Here is a 23,874-nt window from a genome sequence, read left to right on the forward strand (position 1 = left end):
CATGTGCACCCATTAGTTTAATAAATAACCACGCCATCTGTCGATACATGAATATCTAGAGGGTCTATCCCAGCTTTAGTCCATAATTGATAAATGTGTTCGCAATCTGCTGGATCACTGACAAAGGCAATGCCACAATCCCCACCACCTGCGCCTGAGGTTTTAGCAGCACCATGAGTTGAGACGGCTTCAATAAGCTTTGTTAATGCTGGTGATTCAATCGGTACACCTGCTTCAGTACCAATCATCTTCAATGCCGCACGATTTGCTGTTATTCCAGCAAATATTGGCTCGACTTCCCCCTGCTGAAAACCAGTAATGATTTGTTCAACAGCTCGCTGACTGTCTTGCAAAAACGCTTGATAGCGCTCTGGCTGCTCTGTCTTCAAGTTCCGTACTTTCGCAACCATTGGTGCGGTCTGAGCTGATTCTTTCGTCCAGCCAATTAAAAAATGAAGTTCTTCAGGTTGCTTGAGTGGCGTGATTTTTAAATCAGGCCAGTCCGATTGTACTAATGCACTAACCGATTGGGCTTGATTCAATTGAGCAATTAACCAGTCACTATCAAAGGATCGATAGTTTAGCCACCCCCCGTAGGTTGAAGCAGCTATATCTGCACAAGAGCCATTGCCCTGTGCCTTAAAATGAGCAATCGATGCCAGCTTAAAGATTGTTAATGGATCCTTGGCGGCTTGACTATTCGTTGAGAACTTCAACAATGCAGTCATCAAAGCAACAGAAAGAGCTGCACTTGAACCTAGCCCATATTTTTTTCCAGATCGGTCATCAAGCTCACTAGTTACAAAAATATGAACAGGTGACTGCTCTCCTGCATAAGCAATGAACGTCTCAATCACATGTTTAATAAAATTAAGGCGTTGATCTTGCACTGAAAAGGTTACCTTTTCCTCATCCAGCTTCCAACTAATATCTGTTAATTTCAATTGGGGTAAGTCTAATCGATTAGATCGGTTAGCCTGAATATCGACAGATAGATATCGATCTACCGCAATAATCAAACTATCCTGCTTTGGCTCTGTTACAGCATATTCTCCTGCAACAAATAATTTCCCTGGTGCGCGTACCATATAACGCTCAGCATTCATATTGTCCTCTCCCATCACACATCTAAATAGGTAACACCTGGTCCAATCCGACAAGCATAAATATGTTTGACGACAGCTAATTTATTTAACGCTGACAACAATTGCTGTTCGTCCTCGGGTTGACAAACAACCTTCACATTGGGTCCAGCATCAATTGTAAAGTAAGCTTCTAACCCTTCCATGCGTAAGGCCTGGATAGCTTCCATTACTTTCACTGTAGAGCTTTGCCAATACATGAATGGTGGATTTGCCCCTAGTGTTGTCGCATGCATCCTTAATGCATTCCTCTCTAGCGTTTCACCTAATAAGGTAAAATCACGATCTGAGATAGCTTGCTTAGCCTCCATTAAATCAGCCGCAGCAGCTTGTAACCAACCTTCAAAAAAAGGTGAGGTTTCAACAGTCCTTTTCATTCCCTCTCGACTCAATACCTTTTTCACTTCATGGGTGACTTCAATTGATAAAATACGCAAATCCCAAGCATCTTGATCTAAAATTGGGACAGCATAACAATCTGAACCGTCATCTTCTACACCCTTTTGCCATTCTACAAAACCACCATAGATAGACCGGCTTGCCGAGCCAGAACCTTGCCGAGCTATTTGAGATAATTCGCGTTTGGAAAAATCAGTACCGGTTGCTTTCATTGCAGCAGCTGCCAAAGCCGCAAAGCCAGAGGCAGATGAAGCAAATCCAGCTGCAATCGGTACATGATTAACTGAATCCACTCGTGCAAAGCGTCCTTCTCCAGTAAATGAACGTACTTTAGTCAAAAAGGTGCTAATTTTCTTCATTTCTTGGTGATCAACCTGATGCCCATCTAAGAAAAATTGATCCTGATTTAGTGTTGCATCAAAGTCAACTGATGTTTCGGTATAAAACCGATCTAATGTCATCGACAGACTGTTATTAGTTGGTAAAAAAAGAGTTTCATCACGTTTGCCCCAATATTTAATTAAGGCAATATTTGTATATGCACGGGCTTTAGCTCTCATAACTCATCACCTCATCGGCAATCTGACAATACCATGTTTGTAACGCACCAGCATCCTTAAGTGCTGCTTCTATTACATTTGCTTGTTCAAATGAACCAGCCAAAGCAAACATACAACCACCACGGCCACCACCTGTTAACTTTGCCCCTAAAGCACCGGCCTTTTTACTCACATCTACATAATGATCAAGTCCCGGATCACTGACTCCCAACGCCTTGAGTTCCAATTGGGCTTGATCAAGTTGCTTTCCTAATTTTATAAGCTCACCCGTTTCAAGGGCTTGTCGAGCTTGAATGGTCAATGCACCGAGTCGTTCAATTCGTTCCTTTGTTGTTGCATGCAGCGTTTGGTATTGCTCTTTCACACTTGCAACTGACGCATGTGTATCACCAACTCTACCGGTATCAGCAACTACTAAATGTAATGACCGGGCTATGCTAACCTGCTCTGTAGGTTGATTCATTTGGTAAAAGATAGAGCTTTGTTGACTCGTTGCTTCACGGTCAATCCCACTCGGTGTCCCGTGGGCATATTTTTCTGCCAAATCAACTAATTCCATTAACACTTCTCGGCTAAGATCTTTTTTGAAAAAATTGTACAAACTCCGTACTAAAGAAACTGCTATTGCTGCACTTGATCCAAGTCCTCGCCCAATTGGAATCAATGAATTCAATTCAATATAAAAATTAGCAATCGGCTGGTTAAGCTGCCTGCAAACAGCTTTAATACATTCAGCTAACCCATACATTCTTTCTGGCATAGCCTCTAGTTCACCTGTGAAAAAATTACTGACAAATCGAACCTTGCCAACTGTAGGTTTGACTTTTGCTACAACTTTTAACGTATTAAAAGGGATCGCAATCGCTGGTTCATTATAAACAACCGCGTGCTCTCCCATCAATATCAATTTACTATGCGCTTCTCCAATTGCGCTTTTTCTTGTTGCTTTAACCATAATAAGTTAACCCCTCTTTAGTTAAGCCAATTGGCTCAGGTGTTATTTATTTTCTCATCTTAAAAAATATAATAGTTATTGACTATAGTCAATAACTACTTTCCTCTATTATATTTTACTTAAGCACCTTTATCAATGTTATTGGTCAATCTATCTCACCAAATGGATAAAATGAACGCATGACGAATAATCAATGAGCTGTTAAATTTAACTTATTTCCGTTAACAAAAAATAGTGTTATGATAGACAATAAGATTATTTCGAGGGGGACAAATTCATGAAAAAGACATTAACATTAGCAGGTTCTGATTCAAGTGGCGGTGCTGGCATTCAAGCAGACCTAAAAACATTTCAAGAACACAATGTGTATGGTATGACTGCTCTAACATCGATTGTTTCAATGACCCCAGAAACTTGGAGTCATAACGTTACACCAATTGATGTCAATATTGTTGAAAAGCAACTTGAAACTATTTTGTCAATTGGCATTGATGCCATGAAAACCGGTATGCTTGGATCTGTTGAAATCATCGAATTAGCGGCTAATAAAATTAAATCAAACCATTTAAATAATGTTGTCATTGATCCCGTTATGGTATGTAAAGGTGAAGATGAAGTTCTACAACCTGAAAATACTGATGCAATGCGGGAACTTCTATTACCGCTTGCAACTATTACAACACCTAACCTATTTGAAGCAGGACAGCTTGCAAAGACAGGACCCATCCATGATATTGACGGTATGAAAGAAGCAGCTGAAAAAATCATTGAACTAGGAGCAAAAAACGTTGTCATTAAAGGAGGAAAAGCGCTTGATCATGACCAAGCGATTGACCTTTTCTATGATGGCACAGAATTTTTGGTACTAGAAAAAGATAAAATTAATACAACATATAACCATGGCGCAGGCTGTACCTTCGCTGCTGCCATAACTGCAAATCTTGCTCAAGGAAAATCAGTCAAAGAAGCTGTGATTGCAGCTAAAGACTTTGTCCATGCTGCTATTAAAAATGGCTGGAAATTAAATGATTTTGTTGGCTCTGTCAAACACGGTGCCTACCATAATTAAAAGGATCGAATAAGGGCTGTTACACAATAAAAGATGACTTGTGTAACAGCCTTTCTATGCTGTGAAAAAGGGGTATTCCCCAGCAAAAAGACCAATACTGACTGCCCTTCTAGCTAGAGTACTCAAATAGGAACTAATCATGTGAAACCGCCAGTTGTGAGCATCAATTCAAAGTTTTCGAGTATAGACTCACCTCTTTCGAGTATAAACTTACGGTTTCCGAGCGTTGACATAACATTAAAGGGACTGTCACTTTGCGGCAGCCCTGATCTTTTATTTATCCTCAATTTTTTTAATTCACTCAATTTTCACACACTGAAAAAAGTCATTAAACCTTGATCAAGTTCGAGAGAGTCGGCGCTCAATCCCATGTTGACTTTGATTTTCTTATCTGTTTGGAGCGCTATTTTGTTCCGAAAAACAATGGATTCGCTTTCCGCGGGGATGGAGGGCTACGGAAAGCGGGACATATCTCATCTGCGGAGGGGGTTCCTCTATATCCATATTCTGTTTGTTCATGAATAAATCTTTTTGTTACACCCTCTTGATCGATTGCTTTGCGTCATCTGACAACATTGCTGCGATGACTCGTCCCACCGAAAACATTTGGGACTGGGGCTGTGATTACTCGCCCCACCGAAGACATTTGCGGTTACTCGCCCCAGCGAAACCCGTTGTTGCCCCGAGTTTTACGGACGGTTATCTGTGATAAATAAAAAATAGAAAGTTATCATACAACTTTTCAACAAGCAAAAAAGGCCCCCTGAACCAAGTAAAATGATTCAGAGGTCATTTGGGGGAAAAAACTATTTCTCAGGGTCAAGAGTCACCATCTATGAATCAATTTTTGATCGATTCATAGATTATCCTAAAACCTAAGTTTATCATCTATCAATCAGCCGGGCTACCGACTGCTGACGGAAGATATGACTGAATAATCCGGTCATAAGCAGGCTTTGGATCACCCATTTGGTCGAAAACAAATGGCCAATTCCTCCGACCCTTTACTGGGAAATTACTTAACCAGGTATAATAATCTGAAACACCCCAGAATGTAACAGATGAGATATGATCTTGATATTGCAGGAAAAGCTCAAAAAAACGTTGGTATCGTTCTGCTTGTAAATAAAGCATTTCCTTTGTGGGTTCTTTTATATCAACACGTTGATCGCCAAATTCAAACATTGAGACATCCATTTCAGTAATATGAAGCTGTAAACCTAGCTCACTATAACATTTGAGAGCCCTCTCAATATCTTGATAGCTTGGATCATAAAGATTCCAGTGTGCCTGTAGACCGATGCCATGAATAGGCACTCCACGATCAAGCAAGCCTTTTACGAGTTGATATATTTTCTTGCTTTTTTCAGGATTTGATTCATTATAGTCGTTGTAAAATAGCAATGCCTCAGGGTCTACAGCATGAGCGTACTTAAAAGCGTAGTCAATAAAGTCTTCACCAATTATCTCTAGCCACTTAGACTGACGAAGCTGTTCTCCGTCATGATCAGATATCGCTTCATTAACAACATCCCAGGCGTAAACTCGACCTTTATATCGTGTTATAATCGTCTCAATATGTTCCTTCATGCGTTTAAGTAACTCTTCACGAGACACATTCTCACCGTATTCATCGGTAAAAAACCACTCCGGCGTTTGATTGTGCCAGACGAGGGTGTGCCCACGTAAAGCCATCCCATTTTCTTCAGCGAAACTAAGAATTTGATCGGCGATGTCAAAATGATAGTGATTAGGCTCTGGATGAATTTCCTCAAACTTCATTTCATTTTCTGCCGTAATCGAATTAAAATGTGTTTTCAATAACATTTGATCTCTTTGAATGGTTTCTGTATTGACAGCCGCACCGATTAAAAATTGATCTGTAAAATAATCTTTTAATGTTTGCATTTTGACTAGACCTCCCTTTTATTCATTAACGAAAGACGGCTAGGTCGTGATTCAATTGTTTGGTTGACTGATAGATTTGTTGATACATGTTAAATAATTGACGATACTTTTCTACATTTTCCGGAATTGGGTGGTAAGTTTTGGTGTATTTAACGAAACTTTTTGCACATTCTGATAAGGTTGAATACCAGCCTGAGCCAACAGCAGCTAAAATAGCGGCTCCCATACCTGGCCCTTGTTCATTTGCTACTGTAACGACATCTGCATTAAAAATATCCGCCTGTATTTGAAGCCAAAGATCACTTTTCGCCCCACCACCAATAGCAACTACTTTTGAAACGTTTTTGCCTTTGCTTCGGAATATCTCCACCGATTCATTTAAACTAAAGGTGATCCCTTCAATAACCGCACGAGCAAAGTCACCACGAGTATGACTAGCATGCATACCGATAAAGCTCGCACGAATGGCACTATCTGGATGTGGTGTTCTTTCACCAACAATATAGGGTGAAAACAGCATGCCTTTTGCTCCTACTGTTGAAGCCTTTGCCTCAGCGATCAACTCTTCAAATGAAATATCCTCAGCAAATGTCTCCTTAAACCAACTCAAACTATAACCTGCTGCTAAAGTGACACCCATCGTATAATAAGCAGATGATTCACCATGATTAAAATAATGAACTTGCCCTTGAAAATCTTTATCACCAGTTGCTTCATAAGATAAAACAACGCCAGAAGTTCCCGTACTGCTTAACGTTAAACCATCCGCTAAAATGCCAGCTCCAATCGCTCCACAAGCATTATCTGCACCGCCTGCAAAGACTTTACAAGTTGTGGTCAAGCCTGTTTCTTCAGCTACAGCCGGTAAAATCGTTCCGGTTTCTTGACCAGAATCAATTAGTGTTGGGCAAAATGAGTGAGGAATACCGTTTTTCTCACACATTTCTTCACTCCATGTTTTTTCGGCAACATTCAGTAACAGAGTCCCAGCTGCATCCGAGTAATCCATACTCATATCACCCGCTAAAGCATAGCGCACATAATCCTTCGGTAATAAGAAGACCTTTGCCTGATCGAAAATTTCAGGTTCATTTTTTTTCACCCACAGTAACTTAGGTAAAGTAAAACCTTCTAATGCTGGGTTTTTCGTTATAGCATGTAAACGGTCTAAACCAACATTTTGCTCAATGTCACGGCATTCTTTAGTCGTGCGTGTATCATTCCATAAAATTGCTCTCCGAAGTGGCTTACTATCCTGATCTAATAGAACAAGCCCGTGCATTTGTCCTGAAAAGCTTATTCCTTCTATCATAGAAGGATCATCGATACGTTCAGTTAATTCTTTCAATGCTAGCTTCGTTTGTTTAACCCAATCTTCTGGATCTTGTTCGCTATATCCTGGGTGATCATGATAGAGTGGATAATCCTTTGATACTTCATCAACAACCTTGCCTGCTCTCGAGACAAGCAGTACCTTCACCGCACTCGTCCCCAGATCAATACCTACTACATAACTCATTCAAAGCACCTCCTTTATTCTCGTATAATTCAAATTCAATATTCGATTAAGTACCTCTCTCAAAGACAAACATCAACTCAAATGTCCATGCTTAAACCTATCTAGGGCATTTCATAGGTAAACATCAACTGAAATGCCCCTTAGTATAAATTCTCTCATAGATATTCCACTACAAACGTTGAATGCGTTAGATATTTAATAAATACTGGTTAATTTTCGCTTTTATTTTCTCAACTTGACCAGAGCGAATATCAATATCTTTTAAGTCAATTGCATGTTCTTCAAGTTCTTTTAAGTTGGTACCACCAGAAACAATTTTCTTACCAATATCTGTTTGGAATGTTTGGTAACGTTCATCTACAATATTTTCAAAGAAACGATCATCAATCATTTTTTGAGCCACTCTTAAACCGATTGCAAAGGCATCCATACCAGCAATATGTGCATGGAATAGATCATCTGTTTCAAATGAACCCCGGCGTACTTTAGCGTCAAAGTTCAAACCACCTCTGCCTAAGCCGCCATTTTTTAGAATCTCATACATCGCTAATGTTGTAGCATAAAGATCTGTTGGAAACTCATCTGTATCCCATCCTAGTAACATATCGCCTTGGTTCGCATCAACAGAGCCTAACATACCACTATCACGAGCCACACGTAATTCATGCTCAAAAGTATGGCCAGCTAATGTTGCGTGGTTGGCTTCAATATTAAATTTAAAGTGATCCTGTAGATCATATTGATATAGGAACGCCGTCGCTGTTGCAACATCAAAATCATATTGATGTGTTGTTGGTTCTTTCGGTTTTGGTTCAATTAAGAACTGCGCATCAAAGCCGATTTCCTTAGCATAATCTAGTGACATATGGAATAGTTTTGCTAAGTTTTCTTGTTCTAGCTTCATATTTGTATTGAGAAGTGATTCATATCCTTCACGACCACCCCAGAAGACATAATTTTCAGCCCCTAGTTCTTTACCTACTTCTAAACCTTTTTTAATCTTACCAGCCGCATAGGCATAAATATCTGCATGCGATGATGTTCCAGCACCATGTGTCCAACGTGGGTTAGTAAACATGTTAGCTGTATTCCATAATAATTTAGTTTTACTATCTTTCATGTAATCTTTCATCATTGTCACGATTTCGTCAACGTTTTTATTTGACTCACGCAACGTATCACCTTCAGGGGCAATATCTACATCGTGAAAACAGAAGAATGGTGCATCAATTTTTTCAAAGAATTCAAATGCCGCATCAACACGAGCTTTTGCTAAATCCATTCCCTTCAAATGATCCCATGGACGCACCGCTGTACCTGCTCCAAACGGATCACTTCCATCAGCAACAAAGGTATGCCAGTACGCAATACCAAATCGAAGGGTCTCTTCCATCGTCTTGCCACCGATTTTTTCTTCTGGATTATAAAACTTAAATGCATATGGATTATTTGAATGTCGTCCTTCATACTTTACTTTTGTCACTTCATCAAAATATGCCATCTTTTAAAAACCTCCTGAATTTGTTTTCCTTACTTAATACATGTATTTTATCACGTTTAACTTAGTTAGTCTATTGAATTAACTAAGTTTTATCAAAAATTTTTACCGCTTTCATTTTAAGATAATAAATGGCTTTTTATGCTGTAATAGCTAGCACGACACATAATCTACATCTAATTATTCTCGAGTATTTGCAATAAAATATGGCTCTTTTTTAGCCTTTAAATCAGTACCCTAAGCCTAACTATTTTGCTATTTCCAATCGTCGAGACTATTCCTTCTTTATTCACTATTTTATCTAACCAAACACAACAATGACCCTCATGTAAGGGTACTTCAACTATCTCAATAATCACATTCATTAGAATTCTGCATAAAACCACCACTAAGTTATCGAACTTCAATCCTCCATCTGGAATCCCTCCTACACACCTGAGTATGCGATAAAACCTCCATCAACAGGGATGCTAATCCCCGTTACAAAACCGCTATATTCTTCATCAGCTAGCCATAAGAGAGTACCATAAAGGTCTTCAGGTTTTCCCAAACGATTCATCGGTGTTTGAGATAATATTTTGGTTGTTCGGGGCGTGTAAGAACCATCTGCATTTGTTAATAATTGACGATTTTGTTCTGTTAGGAAAAAGCCCGGAGCAATCGCATTGACGCGGATACCCGTTGTTCCAAAGTGGACAGCCATCCATTGAGTAAAATTCTCAATTCCTGCTTTAGCGGCACTATAGGCAGGAACTTTTGTCATTGGAGAAGGAGCACTCATTGATGACATATTAATAATTGAGCCTTTTGTTTTAAGCAACTCTTTAGTAAAGACTTGTGTCGGAATCAATGTCCCCATTAAGTTAAGGTTGAAAACATGATTAAACCCTTCTTCAGTCAAATCGAAAAAACTTCGAACCCCCTCATCAGCGATATCCTCCACCTGATATCGTTCATTTGTTGTTGTTCCTTCTGGGTGATTTCCACCTGCCCCATTCAACAATAAATCAATTCGACCAAATACTTTCATAACCTCATCTTTGGCCTCATTAACAAGCTCAAGACGGGTTACATCACAAAATACTGAAATAGCTTCTCCACCATTATTATTAATATCTTCTGCTGTTTGGTCACCGAATTCTTTCGGATAATTTAAGATAGCAATTTTCATCCCATGCTTAGCTAGTTCCCGAGCCATTGAACCACATAGAACACCGCCCCCTCCTGTAACGACTGCAACCTTCCCTGTTAAATTTGTATGTGTTGGAGTCATGCTTCGCTTCCCTCCTCTAATATATCCCACATCCCTTGCAGATAAGACGCGCCTAAGGCACGATCATATAAACCATAACCTGGCCGACCCTCTTCGCCCCAAATCATTCGACCATGATCCGGACGCCAATAGCCTTTAAAGTTGTTTTTCTGTAAAATTTTAATGATTCCTTTAATATCGACGGAAGCCGTTTCATCCTTATGAGCCACTTCATGGAAATCACCATTTTTTTGATGCTTAATATTTCGAATATGAACAAATGGTGCACGGTCCATTGCCGTATACTGATCAAAAATGGCTAATAAATCAGTGGCTAAATTCGCACCTAATGACCCTGAGCAAAGTGTTAAGCCATTTTCAGGCTCATCAACAGCCTTAATGATCCGGTCTAAATCAGTAGCATTTTTAACAATTCTCGGTAAACCAAAAACGGACCAAGGGGGATCATCTGGATGAATAGCCATCTTTATTTCGCATTCTTTAGCTACCGGGATGATTTGCTCTAGAAAATAAACGAGATTCTCAAAGAGACGTTCCTCTGTCATGCCTTCATATTGCTCAAAAAGTTCCTTAATATCAGCAAGTCTGTCCGGCTCCCAGCCTGGCATGACATGCCCTTTTGCACCTTCTGTAATCCGATCAATCAGTTCTCTCGGATCAATTCCCTCGACTTTGTCGCTTTCATAAGCTAATACAGTTGATTGATCGGCTAATGGCAGCGCTAAGTCAGAACGTGTCCAATCAAAAATCGGCATAAAATTATAGCAAATCACTTTCACGCCATACTTACTTAACGTCCGCATCGTTGATTTATAGTTTTCAATATATCGGTCACGCGAGCCTTTACCTAATTTGATATCATCATGAACATTAACACTCTCAATCACTTTTAGTTCTAAGCCAGTAGCATTTGCTTGTTCAACTAGCTGTTTAACCTCCTTTTCCGGCCAATTCTCCCCCGCTGGAATATGGAAAATTCCACCTACTACACCTGTCATTCCAGGTATTTGTTTAATGTATGTAAGAGGGATATCATCGTCTTTACCATACCATCTAAAAGTCATTTTCATCGCTTGTTTCCTCCCTTACCCATAAATTGTTCGGTTGTGTTGATCATTAACACTAGACAAGGATATGTTAATGGTAGCGCGCCATTCTTTAGCTGATCACAAGTGTTGAGTTAAATGTTTTTTATATCTTGATAGTGTAACTAAACAATTATTCTGGTTAAACTTATCCAGCCAGAAGTGATCTCCTCGACTTGTTCAACATCTTTAGAGTGTGAGCTATAAATCGGTTGAATCATCAGTTTTATCGTTTCTCGATAAGTAACATCCCCTATGTTTCACATTGTAACCAAGCTTAATAGTGCGTTAATTTCTCTTCAGCCAGCTGCTCAGCTAATCTTTTTGCCGCTCTGAATTTAACCACTTGTCATTCCCCTTAAATCTATTTTTCTATTAGTGAATGGATAGCATTGTTTGTTTGGCTATTTGGCGGCGAACCATAGACAAATAGAGCGCCCATAGCTTTACGAGCCTTAGGCGCTACCATTTACTGTTATCCCTTTACGCCACCAATCGTTAGACCTTTAACAAAATATTTTTGTAAAAATGGATAAACACATATAATTGGAACTGACACAACAACGGTCATTGCCGCACGAATAGCTTGTGGTGTTACGGTCTCGACCATTCCACCCATGGAGGCGGCAAAGGCACTGGCTGCATTACCTGATGAAAAGGCAGCGTTAGAGTTACTCAATACCTTCATCAACTCATACTGCAATGTACTTAACTCTGGGATCGAGGAGTTATAGATAAAAACGTCAAACCATTGGTTCCATTGACCAACAGCTACGAATAACGATACAGTTGCAATAACAGGAATCGCCAGAGGTAAAGCAATTTTAAAGAATTGAACAAATTCTCCAGCTCCATCCATCCGGGCAGATTCGAACAATGATTCAGGTAAACCATCCATAAATGAACGAATGACAATGACATTAAAAACACCAATTAAAGTGGGTAAAATATAAATCCAGAAGGTACCAATTAAGTCTAATTCACGATGCAATAAATAGTTCGGAATAAGACCAGCATTCATATACATTGTCAGTACAAACGCTAACGTAGTAAAACGACGCAAAATAAAATGTGGTCTTGAAATTGTATACGCCACACAAGCTGAAGCAAATACACCCGTCACTGTTCCAATGACAGTACGTAATATGGAAATAACACCCGCTTGGAGTATTTGAGCATTATCAAAAACATGTTGATAATTATAGGTGGTGAAGTCTCTCGGCCAAAGTCGAATACCACCTCTAATCGTATCTGTTGCCGTGTTAAATGAAATAGCTACTGTGTTTAACATTGGATACAACATCACAATTAATAAAATTAACATGATCACAACATTTATCGTATCAAAAATAAGATCATCTGCTCCACGTCTTTTCCCAGCAAATTTCTTTAATATATTCATGATGTCCCCTCCTCTAGAATAATCTTGCTTCCCCAAGTTTTCCGGCAATTTTGTTTGCAGTGAATAAGAAAATAAAGCTTACCACTGTCTTAAACATCCCCGCCGCAGTTGCTAGTGAGAAGTTCGCCATCGAAATACCATATCGTAATACGAAAATATCTAAGTTTTCTGCAAAATCCATGTTCATTGGGTTCATTAATAAGTACTGTGCTTCAAAGCCAGATTCAAGGATATAGCCAATATTCATGACCATTAAGATAACAACTACTGATCTAATGCCAGGTAAAGTTATATAACGGATCCGTTGCATCCTTGATGCTCCATCAATTTCAGCCGCTTCATACTGCTCCTGATCAATCATCGTAATAGCAGCTAAGTAAATAATTGAGTTCCAACCAACACTTTTCCAAACATCAGAAGCACCAATGATTCCCCAAAAGTATTGTCCAACTCCTAACCACATAATGGGTTCATCAATAATCCCTAAATTCATAAGTAAAATGTTTACAACCCCATCTTCCATTGATAAAACTGTTGAAACAAGTCCAGCTACAACAACCCAAGATAGAAAGTGCGGCATATAACTAATCGTTTGAATAATTCGTTTAAAAGAAATATTGCGTAATTCATTTAGTAAGACCGCTAGTGTAATTGCAGTCACAAAGCCTAAAACAAGATTGATCACACTCATAGCTAAAGTATTTCGCAGAATTTCTAAAAAACGTTGATCTTGAAATAAGAATTTAAATTGCTCAAATCCAACCCACTCTTGATCCAAAAAACCACGTGCAGGTTTAAAATCTTGGAACGCCATTACCCAGCCACCGAGTGGTAAATATTTAAAAATGAACAACCAGATAAGAAAAGGGACACTCATCCACAATAATTCTTTTTGTTCACGACACATCTTTAAGAAATGTTTGATTCCCTTGCGTGGACCTTTTTTCTTCATTCCTTTTACTTCACCTAAAGGATTAATTGGTTGTGCCAAATCATTCACCTCCTTGAAATGCTCTCTATGTTATTGACTCATTAATTTAGAAAAATAAACCTACTCCTAGATTATTCACCCTATAGAGGTTGTTAGCAAAACTTGTATTCGTCATCTTCTCAATCATACGTTAGTTTTTCCTCTCCTTCAGATGTAAAAGGTTTTAACTACTTCGAACCTGTTAGATAGCTCAAACGCTATTTGCTAAAGTGTAGAAAGCTAGTAAGTTATCAATCCGATTAACTCAACCGTGATTATCTCTATCTAACTTAAATGAATATTCATGTTACTTAGATAATGTTGAGTAAATCTATGATTATCATTCGTCTATTTTTCCAAATTAATGACTTCAGAAAGATTGATGGTTACAATAAATAATAGAATTTCTCCTTTTTAAAATAAGGCCTATGACAAGTCTTTACTTGCCATAGCCTTATATTTTTAAATTACTCGAATTGCCAGTTTCCTTGCAGACGTTCTTCTACCGTACGAGTAAAGAATTCCTCGTAAGATTCAACATCAAGCTCACGATACTCACTAACAAATGCCTCCCACTCAGCATCAAAATTACCTGGTTCAGCTAACACAATACGCGGATAGTGGCGCTTGGTAACTTCTTCTGATCTTTCCTCAAAGATAGCTGCATCAGAGCCTGGTTCAATATTGGCACTCCAAGCCGGGAACCAAGGACGATCTTGTGGCTGAGCAAACAATTCGGCAAATGTATCGATGCCATACGCATCTAAATATTCTTTATCATCATCAGTATAATTGGCTAAAGCCACTTCTGGTTGACGACGTGCCTCAATGGCATTACCATCAGAGAATGAACCATTAAGACGTGGCCAATTCCATTCAAACGTGGCTGCACCAAAATCTTCACGCCATTCTTGCTCAGAGGTTAATGCAATTTGTTCCTCTGTTCGATAGAAACGACCCTCTTCATCTACTTCATAATGCTCGCCTTCTCTACCCCACATAACAAGTTTTTGATTTTCCTCTTTGACTAGATTATCCCAGAATTGAATAATTCTCTCTGGGTTTTCAGCATTGACACTAATACCAACCCCTCGATTTTGAGTAAAAGCTGGCGGATCTAAATATTGATCTTCTATATCTTCATTCAACGTGACTGGTAATGCCATAAATTCGTGATCTGAATTACCCGCATCCTCTAAAGCATTACGTGCTTGACCAAATTGCCAGCCATAGTCAAAGAAACCAAGGACACGTCCGGAAGATAGTTTTGCTAAATAGTCATCTAGGTTCATCACAAACATTTCCTGATCTAAATAACCTTCTGCATTTAATTCATTTAATTTCTTCAACCACTCATAAGCCTCATCTGAATCCGCATATACTGAGGCCTCATGTGTTTCCATATCAATTGAAACACCACCGTCATTTGGATATCCGGCTAAGTGATTAGGGATATTTGAGAAAGTAAAGAAACTCGTATCATACGTTAAGCCTGTAAAAGGTACAGTATTCATACCATCAATCTGTGGATTCTCATCAGCATATTGTTTAATAATGTCAAAGTACTCATCAACTGTTGTGATTTCTGGGAAATCATATTCTTTTAACACACCGCGCTGAATCCAGAACGCCCCTTGGTCAATATTTGGATTTGGTATGAATTCATTAATCGTTGGACCAAATGGAATATGATAGATATTTCCATCAGGCATTGTAAAACGCTCAAGATATTCATCGTACATTTCTAAGATGTTAGGGCCATGCTCTTCTAATAAATCATTCAATGGGATAAATGCACCAGCATCTAATAACATATCAATACCATGGTCAGGCACAATAACATCTGGGTACGTTCCACCCGCTACCATTACACCTAGCTTTTCATATAAGTCACCCACTAGATACTCCATTTGGAAATTAACACCCGTTTGTTCTTCAAATAGAGCTCCTAATTCTGTCTCATTTGTATCAAGATCTTGTCCCGATGCTCCAACAAAGTAGTGGTAAGTGACAGGCGGTTCGGTTTGATAGCCATCGTCCGAATCTGCATCTTCAGTAGCATCGTCATCTGTTGTTACTTCATCATCTGTATCTCCATCAGCACTCGTTGTGTCATCGCTATCGCCTCCACATGCTACAAAAAGAAGCATGAGACCAATTAGCAATAACAGTAATAACGATTTCCTTTTTAACACTTTACTACCCCTTTCTCGTTATAAAGTTTTTTTGCTCCCGTTTATGAAAGCACTTTCATTATAGCGTTTAGATTCCTAGATATCACCAGTACAAACTAAAGGGCTATCCCCAAAAAATATAGGCAATAAGTTTATCGTGCTTTAACCCATAGTCATTTAGCTTTTTAGTACCTAATTACAAAAAATAAGGTATGTTTTTTTACTTCTTTGAAATAAAAAAATGCTGATAAGAATAAATTTAGTTTTAACCTTGAATTATTAACTCCACTTTCACACACCAAATGAAGCAAGTTTACCCTGCTATCAAAATATGAACTAAAAATTTATCATTCAATATGGATGGTCAGCTGTGACCAATTTATTTCTAATAGAAATTAGATCATGCAAGTATCAAGATAATACATGAGATGATAATTTTAGTCTGCCTTCTTATATGATTTAAGTTAGTTAGGTTTTAAAATAGCTATGAGCTTTTTCAAAATATGAAGTTTCATCGAACAGGACTTCAAATATCTCATTCAGCATTCCATTAAGACATTTTAAAAGAATATGAGGCTTCAAAGAGTTTAATAGAAGGACAGTTTTTTTCATTTAGAATGTCTACTTCTGCTCTTACATAAAAACAGGAAGAGAAAATTTATATTTTCCCTTCCTATTACCGTATTAGTTACTATTCAATTGATTGAGTTTATCTCTCCCCATTGCACAAAAATTTTTTCGAGAGGGGAAAGAAGACTTTCTTCCTCGTTACAATTAAAGATTAGTTATCTACTTCTTCTGCATATAAAATCCATCTCTCTGTATTACTCAATGAGTCTGGATAGGCAGCACCAAAAGAAAGTTCATATTCTTCGCTTAATGCAGAATCAAATATCATCTGCCCTTCAACTGTTTCATCAGTATCTATCTCATCAGCAAAATTATCAATACTTTCAAATCCTTCATAAGCACTATCGCCGCCTTGCCCAGTGACTTCCAAAATTGAAGCAAATACTATACTTTCCGTGTCAATGATTTCATCACCGATATTTGTAATCGTAAAGTCAATAATGACAAATGTATCACTAGATGGCTCTTTCTTTGGATCATCTTCGCCCATCTCACTCGCATACCTAAATGCTGTTGGTGTCACTTCATAATCACCTAGATTCGTCATCATGACACCTGTTTCACCTAAGCTAAGGACTTCACCACTTGGGGCTGCAGCACTTGATGATTGATCATCTGATGCTCCCTCATCATCAAGCTCCGTTTCATTCTCATCATTAGCAACTTCATCATCAGGTGCATCATTACTATTACTACACGCTGAAATGACTAGTAAAACAGTGATACTGACAAATATTAATTTAAGCATTTTTTTTATCACAAATTATCCTCCTAATTATGAAAAATGTACACTTTTCTCAAACTAGCAGCTACTTCTGTCAATACGCTAGTAGGTATGAAGTAAATTTGATTATCTTCACTTCCCTCTCGCACAAATTCATTTTTGTACGAGGGGGAAAGGAAGATTGATCCTTCCTTTCCCTTTCATATTATTCAGCGTCATCTGCTTCTAAAATCCAACGGACTTCGTTACTTAAAGATTCTAAGTAATCTGCTCCAAAGGAAAGCTCATAAACATCATTTGTAATGAAATCAAAGATAATTTCACCAGTTACTGTTTCGCCTGGAGCTATTTCACCTTCAAAATTATTGGTTGAAGTGAATTCCACAATAGGATCTATTCCGGCACCTCCTTCGTCTTTTAAAACTACTGAATAGATCAAATCTTCGCTAATAATAGGCTCATCATCAATATTCTCAATCGTTAAGTCAACAATAATAAAAATTCCATTATATGGGTTTTCGATTTCTCCATCCTCATCTATTTCCTCTTCAAATCGAAAGGAAGTAGGTGTGACTTCAAAATTACCAATAGCCGTCTCCATTGTACCCGTTTCACCTAAGCTAAGAACTTCACCGCTGGGAGCTGCAGCACCTGATGATTGATCATCTGATTCTCCCTCATCATCAAGCTCACTTTCGTTCTCATCATTAGCAACTTCATCATCAGGTGCATCATTACTATTACTACACGCTGAAATGACTAGTAAAACAGCGATACTGACAAATATCAATTTAAACATTTTTTTTATCACAAATTATCCTCCTAAGAAAATGAGTATTTTCCTCAAACTAGCAGCTACTTCTGTCAATACGCTAGTAGGTGTGAAGTAAATTTGATTATCTTCCTTTCTCTTTAAAGTTAAAGATTAATTTTCTACTTCATCTCCATATAAAATCCATCTCTCTGTATTACTCATAGAATCTATATAAGCAGAACCAAAAGAAAGTTCATATTCTTCGCTTAATGCAGAATCAAATATCATCTGCCCTTCAACTGTTTCATCAGTATCTATCTCATCAGCAAAATTATCAATACTTTCAAATCCTTCATAAGCACTATCGCCGCCTTGCCCAGTGACTTCCAAAATTGAAGCAAATACTATACTTTCCGTGTCAATGATTTCATCACCGATATTTGTAATCGTAAAGTCAATAATGACAAATGTATCACTAGATGGCTCTTTCTTTGGATCATCTTCGCCCATCTCACTCGCATACCTAAATGCTGTTGGTGTCACTTCATAATCACCTAGATTCGTCATCATGACACCTGTTTCACCTAAGCTAAGGACTTCACCATTAGAAGCCTCATCAGCTGCTGATTGATCGCTTTCACCATCTGATTCTCCCTCGTCATCAGTCGTTTCGTCATCTGCAAGTGCTTCAATATTATCATCCTCAATATCATCTTCCTCTGGCGCTTCATTGTTACATCCAGTTACGACCAATAAAATAGCTAGACTCACCAATAAAAATCTAAGCGTTTTTTTCATTAAATTTACCCCCTAACATGGAATGAGCATATTTTTATCGAGTTCAAACTTATTACCCTCAACGGTTCAAAATGAATATAAAATCAATTCCATTCGTCACTTTCCAATTCATAAATTGAAACTAGTCTGCTTCTTCTAGACTAAATTCCCAAATCAATTCATTCGTCAAAGAATCTAAATGATTGGCGCCTAATCTTAAATGATATGTGTCTTCTTCCCTAAATCTAAATAATAATTGGCCGGATTGTTCTCCTCCAGGGTCAATAGTACCTTCAAAATGATCAACAATATCAATTGCTGTTTCATTAGGTCTACCTCCTGACTCACTGTCTGTTATCGTTGCTCTTGCTACTTCTTCACTTTCAATAGCTTCTTTTCCAACATTCTTTATATTTAAATCAACAGCTAGATATCTTTGACTTTCTGATAGATGTTCTTCTGGACCATCTATAAATTCAAACGACAGTACTGTTACCTCATAATCTCCTATCACTGTTTCCATTAAACCTGTTTCACCTAAGCTAAGGACTTCACCATTAGAAGCCTCATCAGCTGCTGATTGATCGCTTTCACCATCTGATTCTCCCTCGTCATCAGTCGTTTCGTCATCTGCAAGTGCTTCAATATTATCATCCTCAATATCATCTTCCTCTGGCGCTTCATTGTTACATCCAGTTACGACCAATAAAATAGCTAGACTCACCAATAAAAATCTAAGCGTTTTTTTCATTAATACCCTCCTAATATGAAAATGAGCATTTTTCTCGAACTCGGTTTTATTTCCCATCAATGATTTCAATGAATATAAAATCAGTTTCGTCCAGCACTTTCCTTCTTATATCAATTCACTTTCGCACGAGAGTAAAGGGGGAATTTACCCTTTAACTTTTCTATTATTCACCATCATCTACTTCTAAAAGCCAGCGCACTTCATCACTTAATGAATCTAAGTATGCGGAACCGAAAGAAAGTTGATAGGCATCACTTTTACTATAATCAAATAATAATTCACCATCTTCGCTTTCACCCGGCTCTAAATCTCCTACGAAAAAGTTGATTGAATCAAATTCATATGCTGGAACACCACCACTCCCGTCTTCGTTATGCAAACGAGCAGAGTTAATCTCTTCAATGTCAATAACATCATCATCAATATTGGTAATTGTTGCATCTACAATGATAAAAGTTCCGTTATCTGGATTTTGGTAGGGATCACTCTCCTCCATCTCTTCTACAAATCGAACAGCTGTTGGTGTCACCTCAAAATTACCTAGAACAGTTTCCACTGTACCTGTTTCACCTAAACTTAATAGATCACGATTTGAATCCGAATCCTCGCCATCATCTTCGCTACTTACCATTTTGTCATCATTTGTTTCATTATCATCAGGTGCTTCAACATCATTATCATCAATGTCATCTGCTTCAGATGTACCATTACTACACCCGGATATAACTAATAAAACAGCTAGACTCACAAATAAAAATCTAAGCGTTTTTTTCATCATAAATTTCCTCCTAGTATGAAAAATAGACCTTATTCAACTTCATCTGCATCAAATGTCCAACATACCTCATTACTTAAAGAATCCAAATAAGCAGCACCAAAAGAAAGTTCATAAGCATCATCAAATACAAAATCAAATATGATTTCACCAGTCATTGTTTCACCTGGAGCAATTTCGCCTTCAAAATGATCAAGTTCTTCAAAATCATCAAAATTAGAAGCACTTCCTCTATCTATTATTGCTGATCCTAGTCTAGCGGTTATAATATCTTCACTAATAATTGGCACATCATCAACATTTGTAATCGTTAAATCGATAACAATAAAGATATCATTATTTGGCAGCTCCTCTCCTACTTCTTCTAAGAAACGAGCAGTAGTTGGGGTAACTTCATAATCACCTAAAGCCGTTTCCAATAAGCCAGTTTCTGCCAAACCTAATAAGTTACTACTAGAAACTTCCTCATCTGACGTTGGATTATCTTCGCCCTCGATATTTGCATCATCCGCACCTTCATTGTCACTATTATCAGTTATTTCATCATCTGTAGGTACTTCAGTATCATCACTATCAACTGTATCATTATTACATCCAGAAATAACTAATAAAACAGCAACACTCACACATAATAATCTAAGTATTTTTTTCATTTAATTTACCCTCCTAATATAAAAATGAGTATTTTTCTCGAAACGCAAATTTATTTCCATCGGCGATCCCGCTAAGAACATCAGTATAATTTAGCTTTTGAGCAATCACTGGGGCAAATAGCAGTCGCCGGATTCATAAATAGAAATAACCTTAAATAATCTGCTGACAACTCCCAAGGCTTAAGACAGTGGGTTTTCTCGTTTGGGAAATCTATAATTAAAAGATGGGGGATAAAGAACGCTGATCTGTTAAAGCAAATAATAATAGAATGGTATTGATTAGTTCGATCTCTAAATACAGAATAGATTGGTCTTGACTAGCTAATTCACCCACAAATGTATGCTGTAGTCATCTTTCCAATCTTGCTAGTTACTGAATAAACAGCTAAAATTGCCATTGAAACATTCATCAATTTCTGGTTCGAACCCCCCTCTCTTTCATAGTAGGCACATAAACCTCAGTTATCAATTTTATGATAACTCATCTATTTGTTTAATTTTAACTTACATTATTTTTATCTGACAATTCACAAAAGTTATTTTTTTCTAAAAATTATCCTTAAACCAAGAAAAGATCCCTTTCATCATGAGTCAAAAGTTGTCACATTTTTATAGAGTAATAATACACTACTTTTGCCCTTTGTAAACCTCTATCAGTAAATATAGGTAAATACTAGTATGATTAGGATAAATTAGAGATTAATATGGTTATACAATCGTTATAGAATAGGATATTTGTCGGGTAATCCTTTTTTCATAAGCTTTACGGAGGTGTATCATTAAACCAAAAGACTCATATGATCTCCTTCGATGAATTATTCAACTTCATCCTACACTTACATATTTACTTAAGAAATGAGTAAAAGTGAGTTTTTTTAGATAACAAGGAGGATTAAAAATCATGCTACTATAAAACGAAACTCCAATCCGTGGGATTTAGACCTACAGGCTGTAGGTCATGCAGATGTTTCAAACCATTATACCCCTACCATCTAACCCAAAAGTAGAGAAGTGCCTGCGAGAGTGAGCTTTGCTAACAAAAAACCGATACACCCATTTTATGAGTGCTATCGGTTTTTTAGACATATCAACAAGATTAATTAGATTCAACCGGCAAGTGAATGTTTACTGTCGTTCCTTCATTTACTTCAGTTGAAATATTAAATTTAAACGTATCCTTATAATAAAATTTCAAACGGTAATAAACATTTTGAATCCCTACATTTTCGCCCATGTCTTGCTCATTCTCAAGCTGATCCTCAATTAAAGCTAGGCGATCGGGTGGGATGCCGACTCCATTATCCGTTATTTTAAAGATAATAAACGTATCTTCTCGATAAATGGAGATATGAATAGTTCCCTGATCCTTTAATGGCTCAATACCATGAAGACTTGCATTTTCGACAAATGGCAAGAACGACAAATTTGGAATTTTAACAGAGCCGATTTCTGGTTCCAATTCAACACTATAGGCAAGTTTATCGCCAAAGCGATAAGCTTGAATCTCAAGAAATGCTTTAATTAAGTGCACCTCTTCTTTAACTGTCACCCAATCTCTTCCCCAGGTAAGAGAATTCCGAAAGATTCCGGCCATATTTTCAATAATATTAGCTGTTTCGGTTTCACCCTTGATTAAACTGCGCATTCTAATTGTCTCTAATGAGTTAAATAAAAAGTGTGGGTTAATTTGACTTTGCAAAGCACTCAGCTGTGCTTGTTTCTCTTTAATTTCAAGATCCTTTTTTTCAATATTTGTTCGAAACACTTCATTAAAAAGTTTATTTATTCGGCGAGTCATTCGATTGATTTGTCTTGTCAATTGACCGATTTCATCTTTAGATTTGATATATGGGTATTCTTCAAAATTTTGCTTTTCAATATTTTTCATATGATGCAGAATTTTATCCAATCGTGAATGAAATGACTTTGAAATAAAGACAATGATTAAGGTTGGTAATATGAAATTGATAATACTTAACATAATAATAAATTGACTCGATTCAATAAGTTCACTGGTAAACTCAGATGAATCAACAACAGCAACGATTTGCCAATCTTCGAAATAACGATCATGAAGTACATTTTTAATGACAATATAGTGGTCCGGAAAAGCCTCCTCATCAAAATCAACTCTGTCCCCAACCCAATCCACCTGATTATTATTTGTATAAATAATCGTCTCATCCTGATCGATCAAATATAGATCCCCTTGTAAGGTCACATTATTGAAGGCTTGTTTTAAGGCAATTGGGTTCATATCAATCTGAACAACCTTTTCATATTGATCATATAAATAAAAATAGTCCAGTTCAGTATAGATGGATAGATTGATATCATTGTCTGTTTCTAAATTGATAAATGCATGTGGCTGTCCAGCTTCTTTCATTCCTTCATACCATTCATTGGACTGAACATCATCTGTTAACGCTGCAACACCACCAGATAATAGAATCGTAGGATTTTCTGTATAAAAATTTAAAGATTGAATCGTGTTATAGAGCGGAGTAGATGTATTATATTGCCTAAGCACTTGATTATAAGCTTCAATATATTCAATGGGCGAGAGATAGTCTCGATCAAAAAAATCATATAATCTTACATCTAGATAGAGCGTTGTAGCTAGTCCAACTGCTTGATCCGTCAAATATCTAAAATCCTGTTGTGTTTGATTGAGGACGAGTTCAATATCAATTTCCTTTTGCTCAACAAAACGATTATTCGTCATAATATAAAAAGCAGAATTCGTCGCAATAATGGGTAATAAGACAGATAAGAGATAAACAATTAAAAATTTATTTCTGATTTTCAAATCATTAAATGACTGCAATAATTTTCTCATCATTAGCTGCCTCCTTA

The 23,874-nt window shown here is 37.5% G+C and carries 19 protein-coding genes; 1 reads left to right on the top strand and 18 read right to left on the bottom strand.

The features are described from left to right. Positions 1-17 precede the first annotated feature (17 nt). Genes ACS127_RS02630 through mvk form a run of 3 tightly spaced genes read right to left on the bottom strand, consistent with a single transcriptional unit; the run spans position 18 to position 3,056 of the window. Positions 18-1,106 (bottom strand): phosphomevalonate kinase, encoded by a 1,089-nt coding sequence (locus ACS127_RS02630; RefSeq protein ID WP_440896923.1) that lies wholly within the window; start codon positions 1,104-1,106, stop codon positions 18-20. Positions 1,107-1,120: 14 nt separating this feature from the next. Continuing rightward, entirely contained in the window at positions 1,121-2,101 is a 981-nt protein-coding gene (gene mvaD / locus ACS127_RS02635; protein WP_440896924.1) for a diphosphomevalonate decarboxylase, read from the bottom strand. Further along, a complete protein-coding gene (mvk, locus tag ACS127_RS02640) occupies positions 2,091-3,056 on the bottom strand; it encodes a mevalonate kinase (RefSeq protein WP_440896925.1) in 966 nt (321 codons plus the stop codon). Before mvk ends, mvaD begins: the two co-directional genes overlap by 11 nt. Before the next feature lie 277 nt (positions 3,057-3,333). Between mvk and thiD the strand changes: the two genes are divergently transcribed. Continuing rightward, a complete protein-coding gene (thiD, locus tag ACS127_RS02645; protein WP_440896926.1) occupies positions 3,334-4,125 on the top strand; it encodes a bifunctional hydroxymethylpyrimidine kinase/phosphomethylpyrimidine kinase in 792 nt (263 codons plus the stop codon). Between the two features lie 891 nt (positions 4,126-5,016). Here the strand turns inward: thiD and ACS127_RS02650 are convergent. From ACS127_RS02650 to ACS127_RS02720, 15 genes are all read right to left on the bottom strand, one after another. Further along, the gene (locus tag ACS127_RS02650) at positions 5,017-6,033 is read right to left on the bottom strand and encodes an endo-1,4-beta-xylanase (RefSeq protein ID WP_440896927.1); all 1,017 of its coding nucleotides are present in this window, start codon (positions 6,031-6,033) and stop codon (positions 5,017-5,019) included. A 25-nt stretch (positions 6,034-6,058) separates the two neighbouring features. After that, positions 6,059-7,552: a xylulokinase gene (gene xylB / locus ACS127_RS02655; RefSeq protein WP_440896928.1), complete on the bottom strand. Its 1,494-nt coding sequence runs from the start codon at positions 7,550-7,552 to the stop codon at positions 6,059-6,061. Positions 7,553-7,739: 187 nt separating this feature from the next. After that, a complete protein-coding gene (xylA, locus tag ACS127_RS02660; protein WP_440896929.1) occupies positions 7,740-9,053 on the bottom strand; it encodes a xylose isomerase in 1,314 nt (437 codons plus the stop codon). A gap of 424 nt (positions 9,054-9,477) precedes the next feature. Further along, positions 9,478-10,323, bottom strand: a complete 846-nt coding sequence (locus ACS127_RS02665; RefSeq protein ID WP_440896930.1) for an SDR family oxidoreductase — start codon at positions 10,321-10,323, stop codon at positions 9,478-9,480. Next, positions 10,320-11,393: a mannonate dehydratase gene (uxuA, locus tag ACS127_RS02670; RefSeq protein WP_440896931.1), complete on the bottom strand. Its 1,074-nt coding sequence runs from the start codon at positions 11,391-11,393 to the stop codon at positions 10,320-10,322. The genes ACS127_RS02665 and uxuA overlap by 4 nt, the downstream gene beginning before the upstream one ends. 490 nt (positions 11,394-11,883) lie before the next feature. Then, positions 11,884-12,810: a carbohydrate ABC transporter permease gene (locus ACS127_RS02675; RefSeq protein WP_440896932.1), complete on the bottom strand. Its 927-nt coding sequence runs from the start codon at positions 12,808-12,810 to the stop codon at positions 11,884-11,886. A gap of 13 nt (positions 12,811-12,823) precedes the next feature. Beyond that, positions 12,824-13,762, bottom strand: coding sequence for an ABC transporter permease (locus ACS127_RS02680; protein ID WP_440898060.1), 939 nt, complete (start codon positions 13,760-13,762; stop codon positions 12,824-12,826). A 485-nt stretch (positions 13,763-14,247) separates the two neighbouring features. Continuing rightward, positions 14,248-15,930 carry an extracellular solute-binding protein gene (locus tag ACS127_RS02685; RefSeq protein ID WP_440898061.1) on the bottom strand — a complete coding sequence of 561 codons (1,683 nt, stop codon included), beginning with the start codon at positions 15,928-15,930 and terminating at the stop codon, positions 14,248-14,250. Between the two features lie 805 nt (positions 15,931-16,735). Then, the gene (locus ACS127_RS02690; protein WP_440896933.1) at positions 16,736-17,344 is read right to left on the bottom strand and encodes a DUF4352 domain-containing protein; all 609 of its coding nucleotides are present in this window, start codon (positions 17,342-17,344) and stop codon (positions 16,736-16,738) included. Between the two features lie 169 nt (positions 17,345-17,513). After that, positions 17,514-18,119, bottom strand: coding sequence for a DUF4352 domain-containing protein (locus ACS127_RS02695; protein ID WP_440896934.1), 606 nt, complete (start codon positions 18,117-18,119; stop codon positions 17,514-17,516). 114 nt (positions 18,120-18,233) lie between these two features. Beyond that, entirely contained in the window at positions 18,234-18,860 is a 627-nt protein-coding gene (locus ACS127_RS02700; RefSeq protein WP_440896935.1) for a DUF4352 domain-containing protein, read from the bottom strand. 121 nt (positions 18,861-18,981) lie between these two features. Continuing rightward, a complete protein-coding gene (locus ACS127_RS02705) occupies positions 18,982-19,590 on the bottom strand; it encodes a DUF4352 domain-containing protein (RefSeq protein WP_440896936.1) in 609 nt (202 codons plus the stop codon). A 163-nt stretch (positions 19,591-19,753) separates the two neighbouring features. Next, positions 19,754-20,365, bottom strand: a complete 612-nt coding sequence (locus ACS127_RS02710) for a DUF4352 domain-containing protein (protein WP_440896937.1) — start codon at positions 20,363-20,365, stop codon at positions 19,754-19,756. A gap of 32 nt (positions 20,366-20,397) precedes the next feature. Then, positions 20,398-21,018, bottom strand: coding sequence for a DUF4352 domain-containing protein (locus tag ACS127_RS02715; RefSeq protein WP_440896938.1), 621 nt, complete (start codon positions 21,016-21,018; stop codon positions 20,398-20,400). Positions 21,019-22,114: 1,096 nt separating this feature from the next. Further along, positions 22,115-23,857: a sensor histidine kinase gene (locus ACS127_RS02720; RefSeq protein WP_440896939.1), complete on the bottom strand. Its 1,743-nt coding sequence runs from the start codon at positions 23,855-23,857 to the stop codon at positions 22,115-22,117. Positions 23,858-23,874: the final 17 nt, after the last annotated feature.

It is taken from the genome of Amphibacillus sp. Q70 (genome assembly GCF_052055485.1).
GTDB lineage: Bacteria > Bacillota > Bacilli > Bacillales > Amphibacillaceae > Amphibacillus.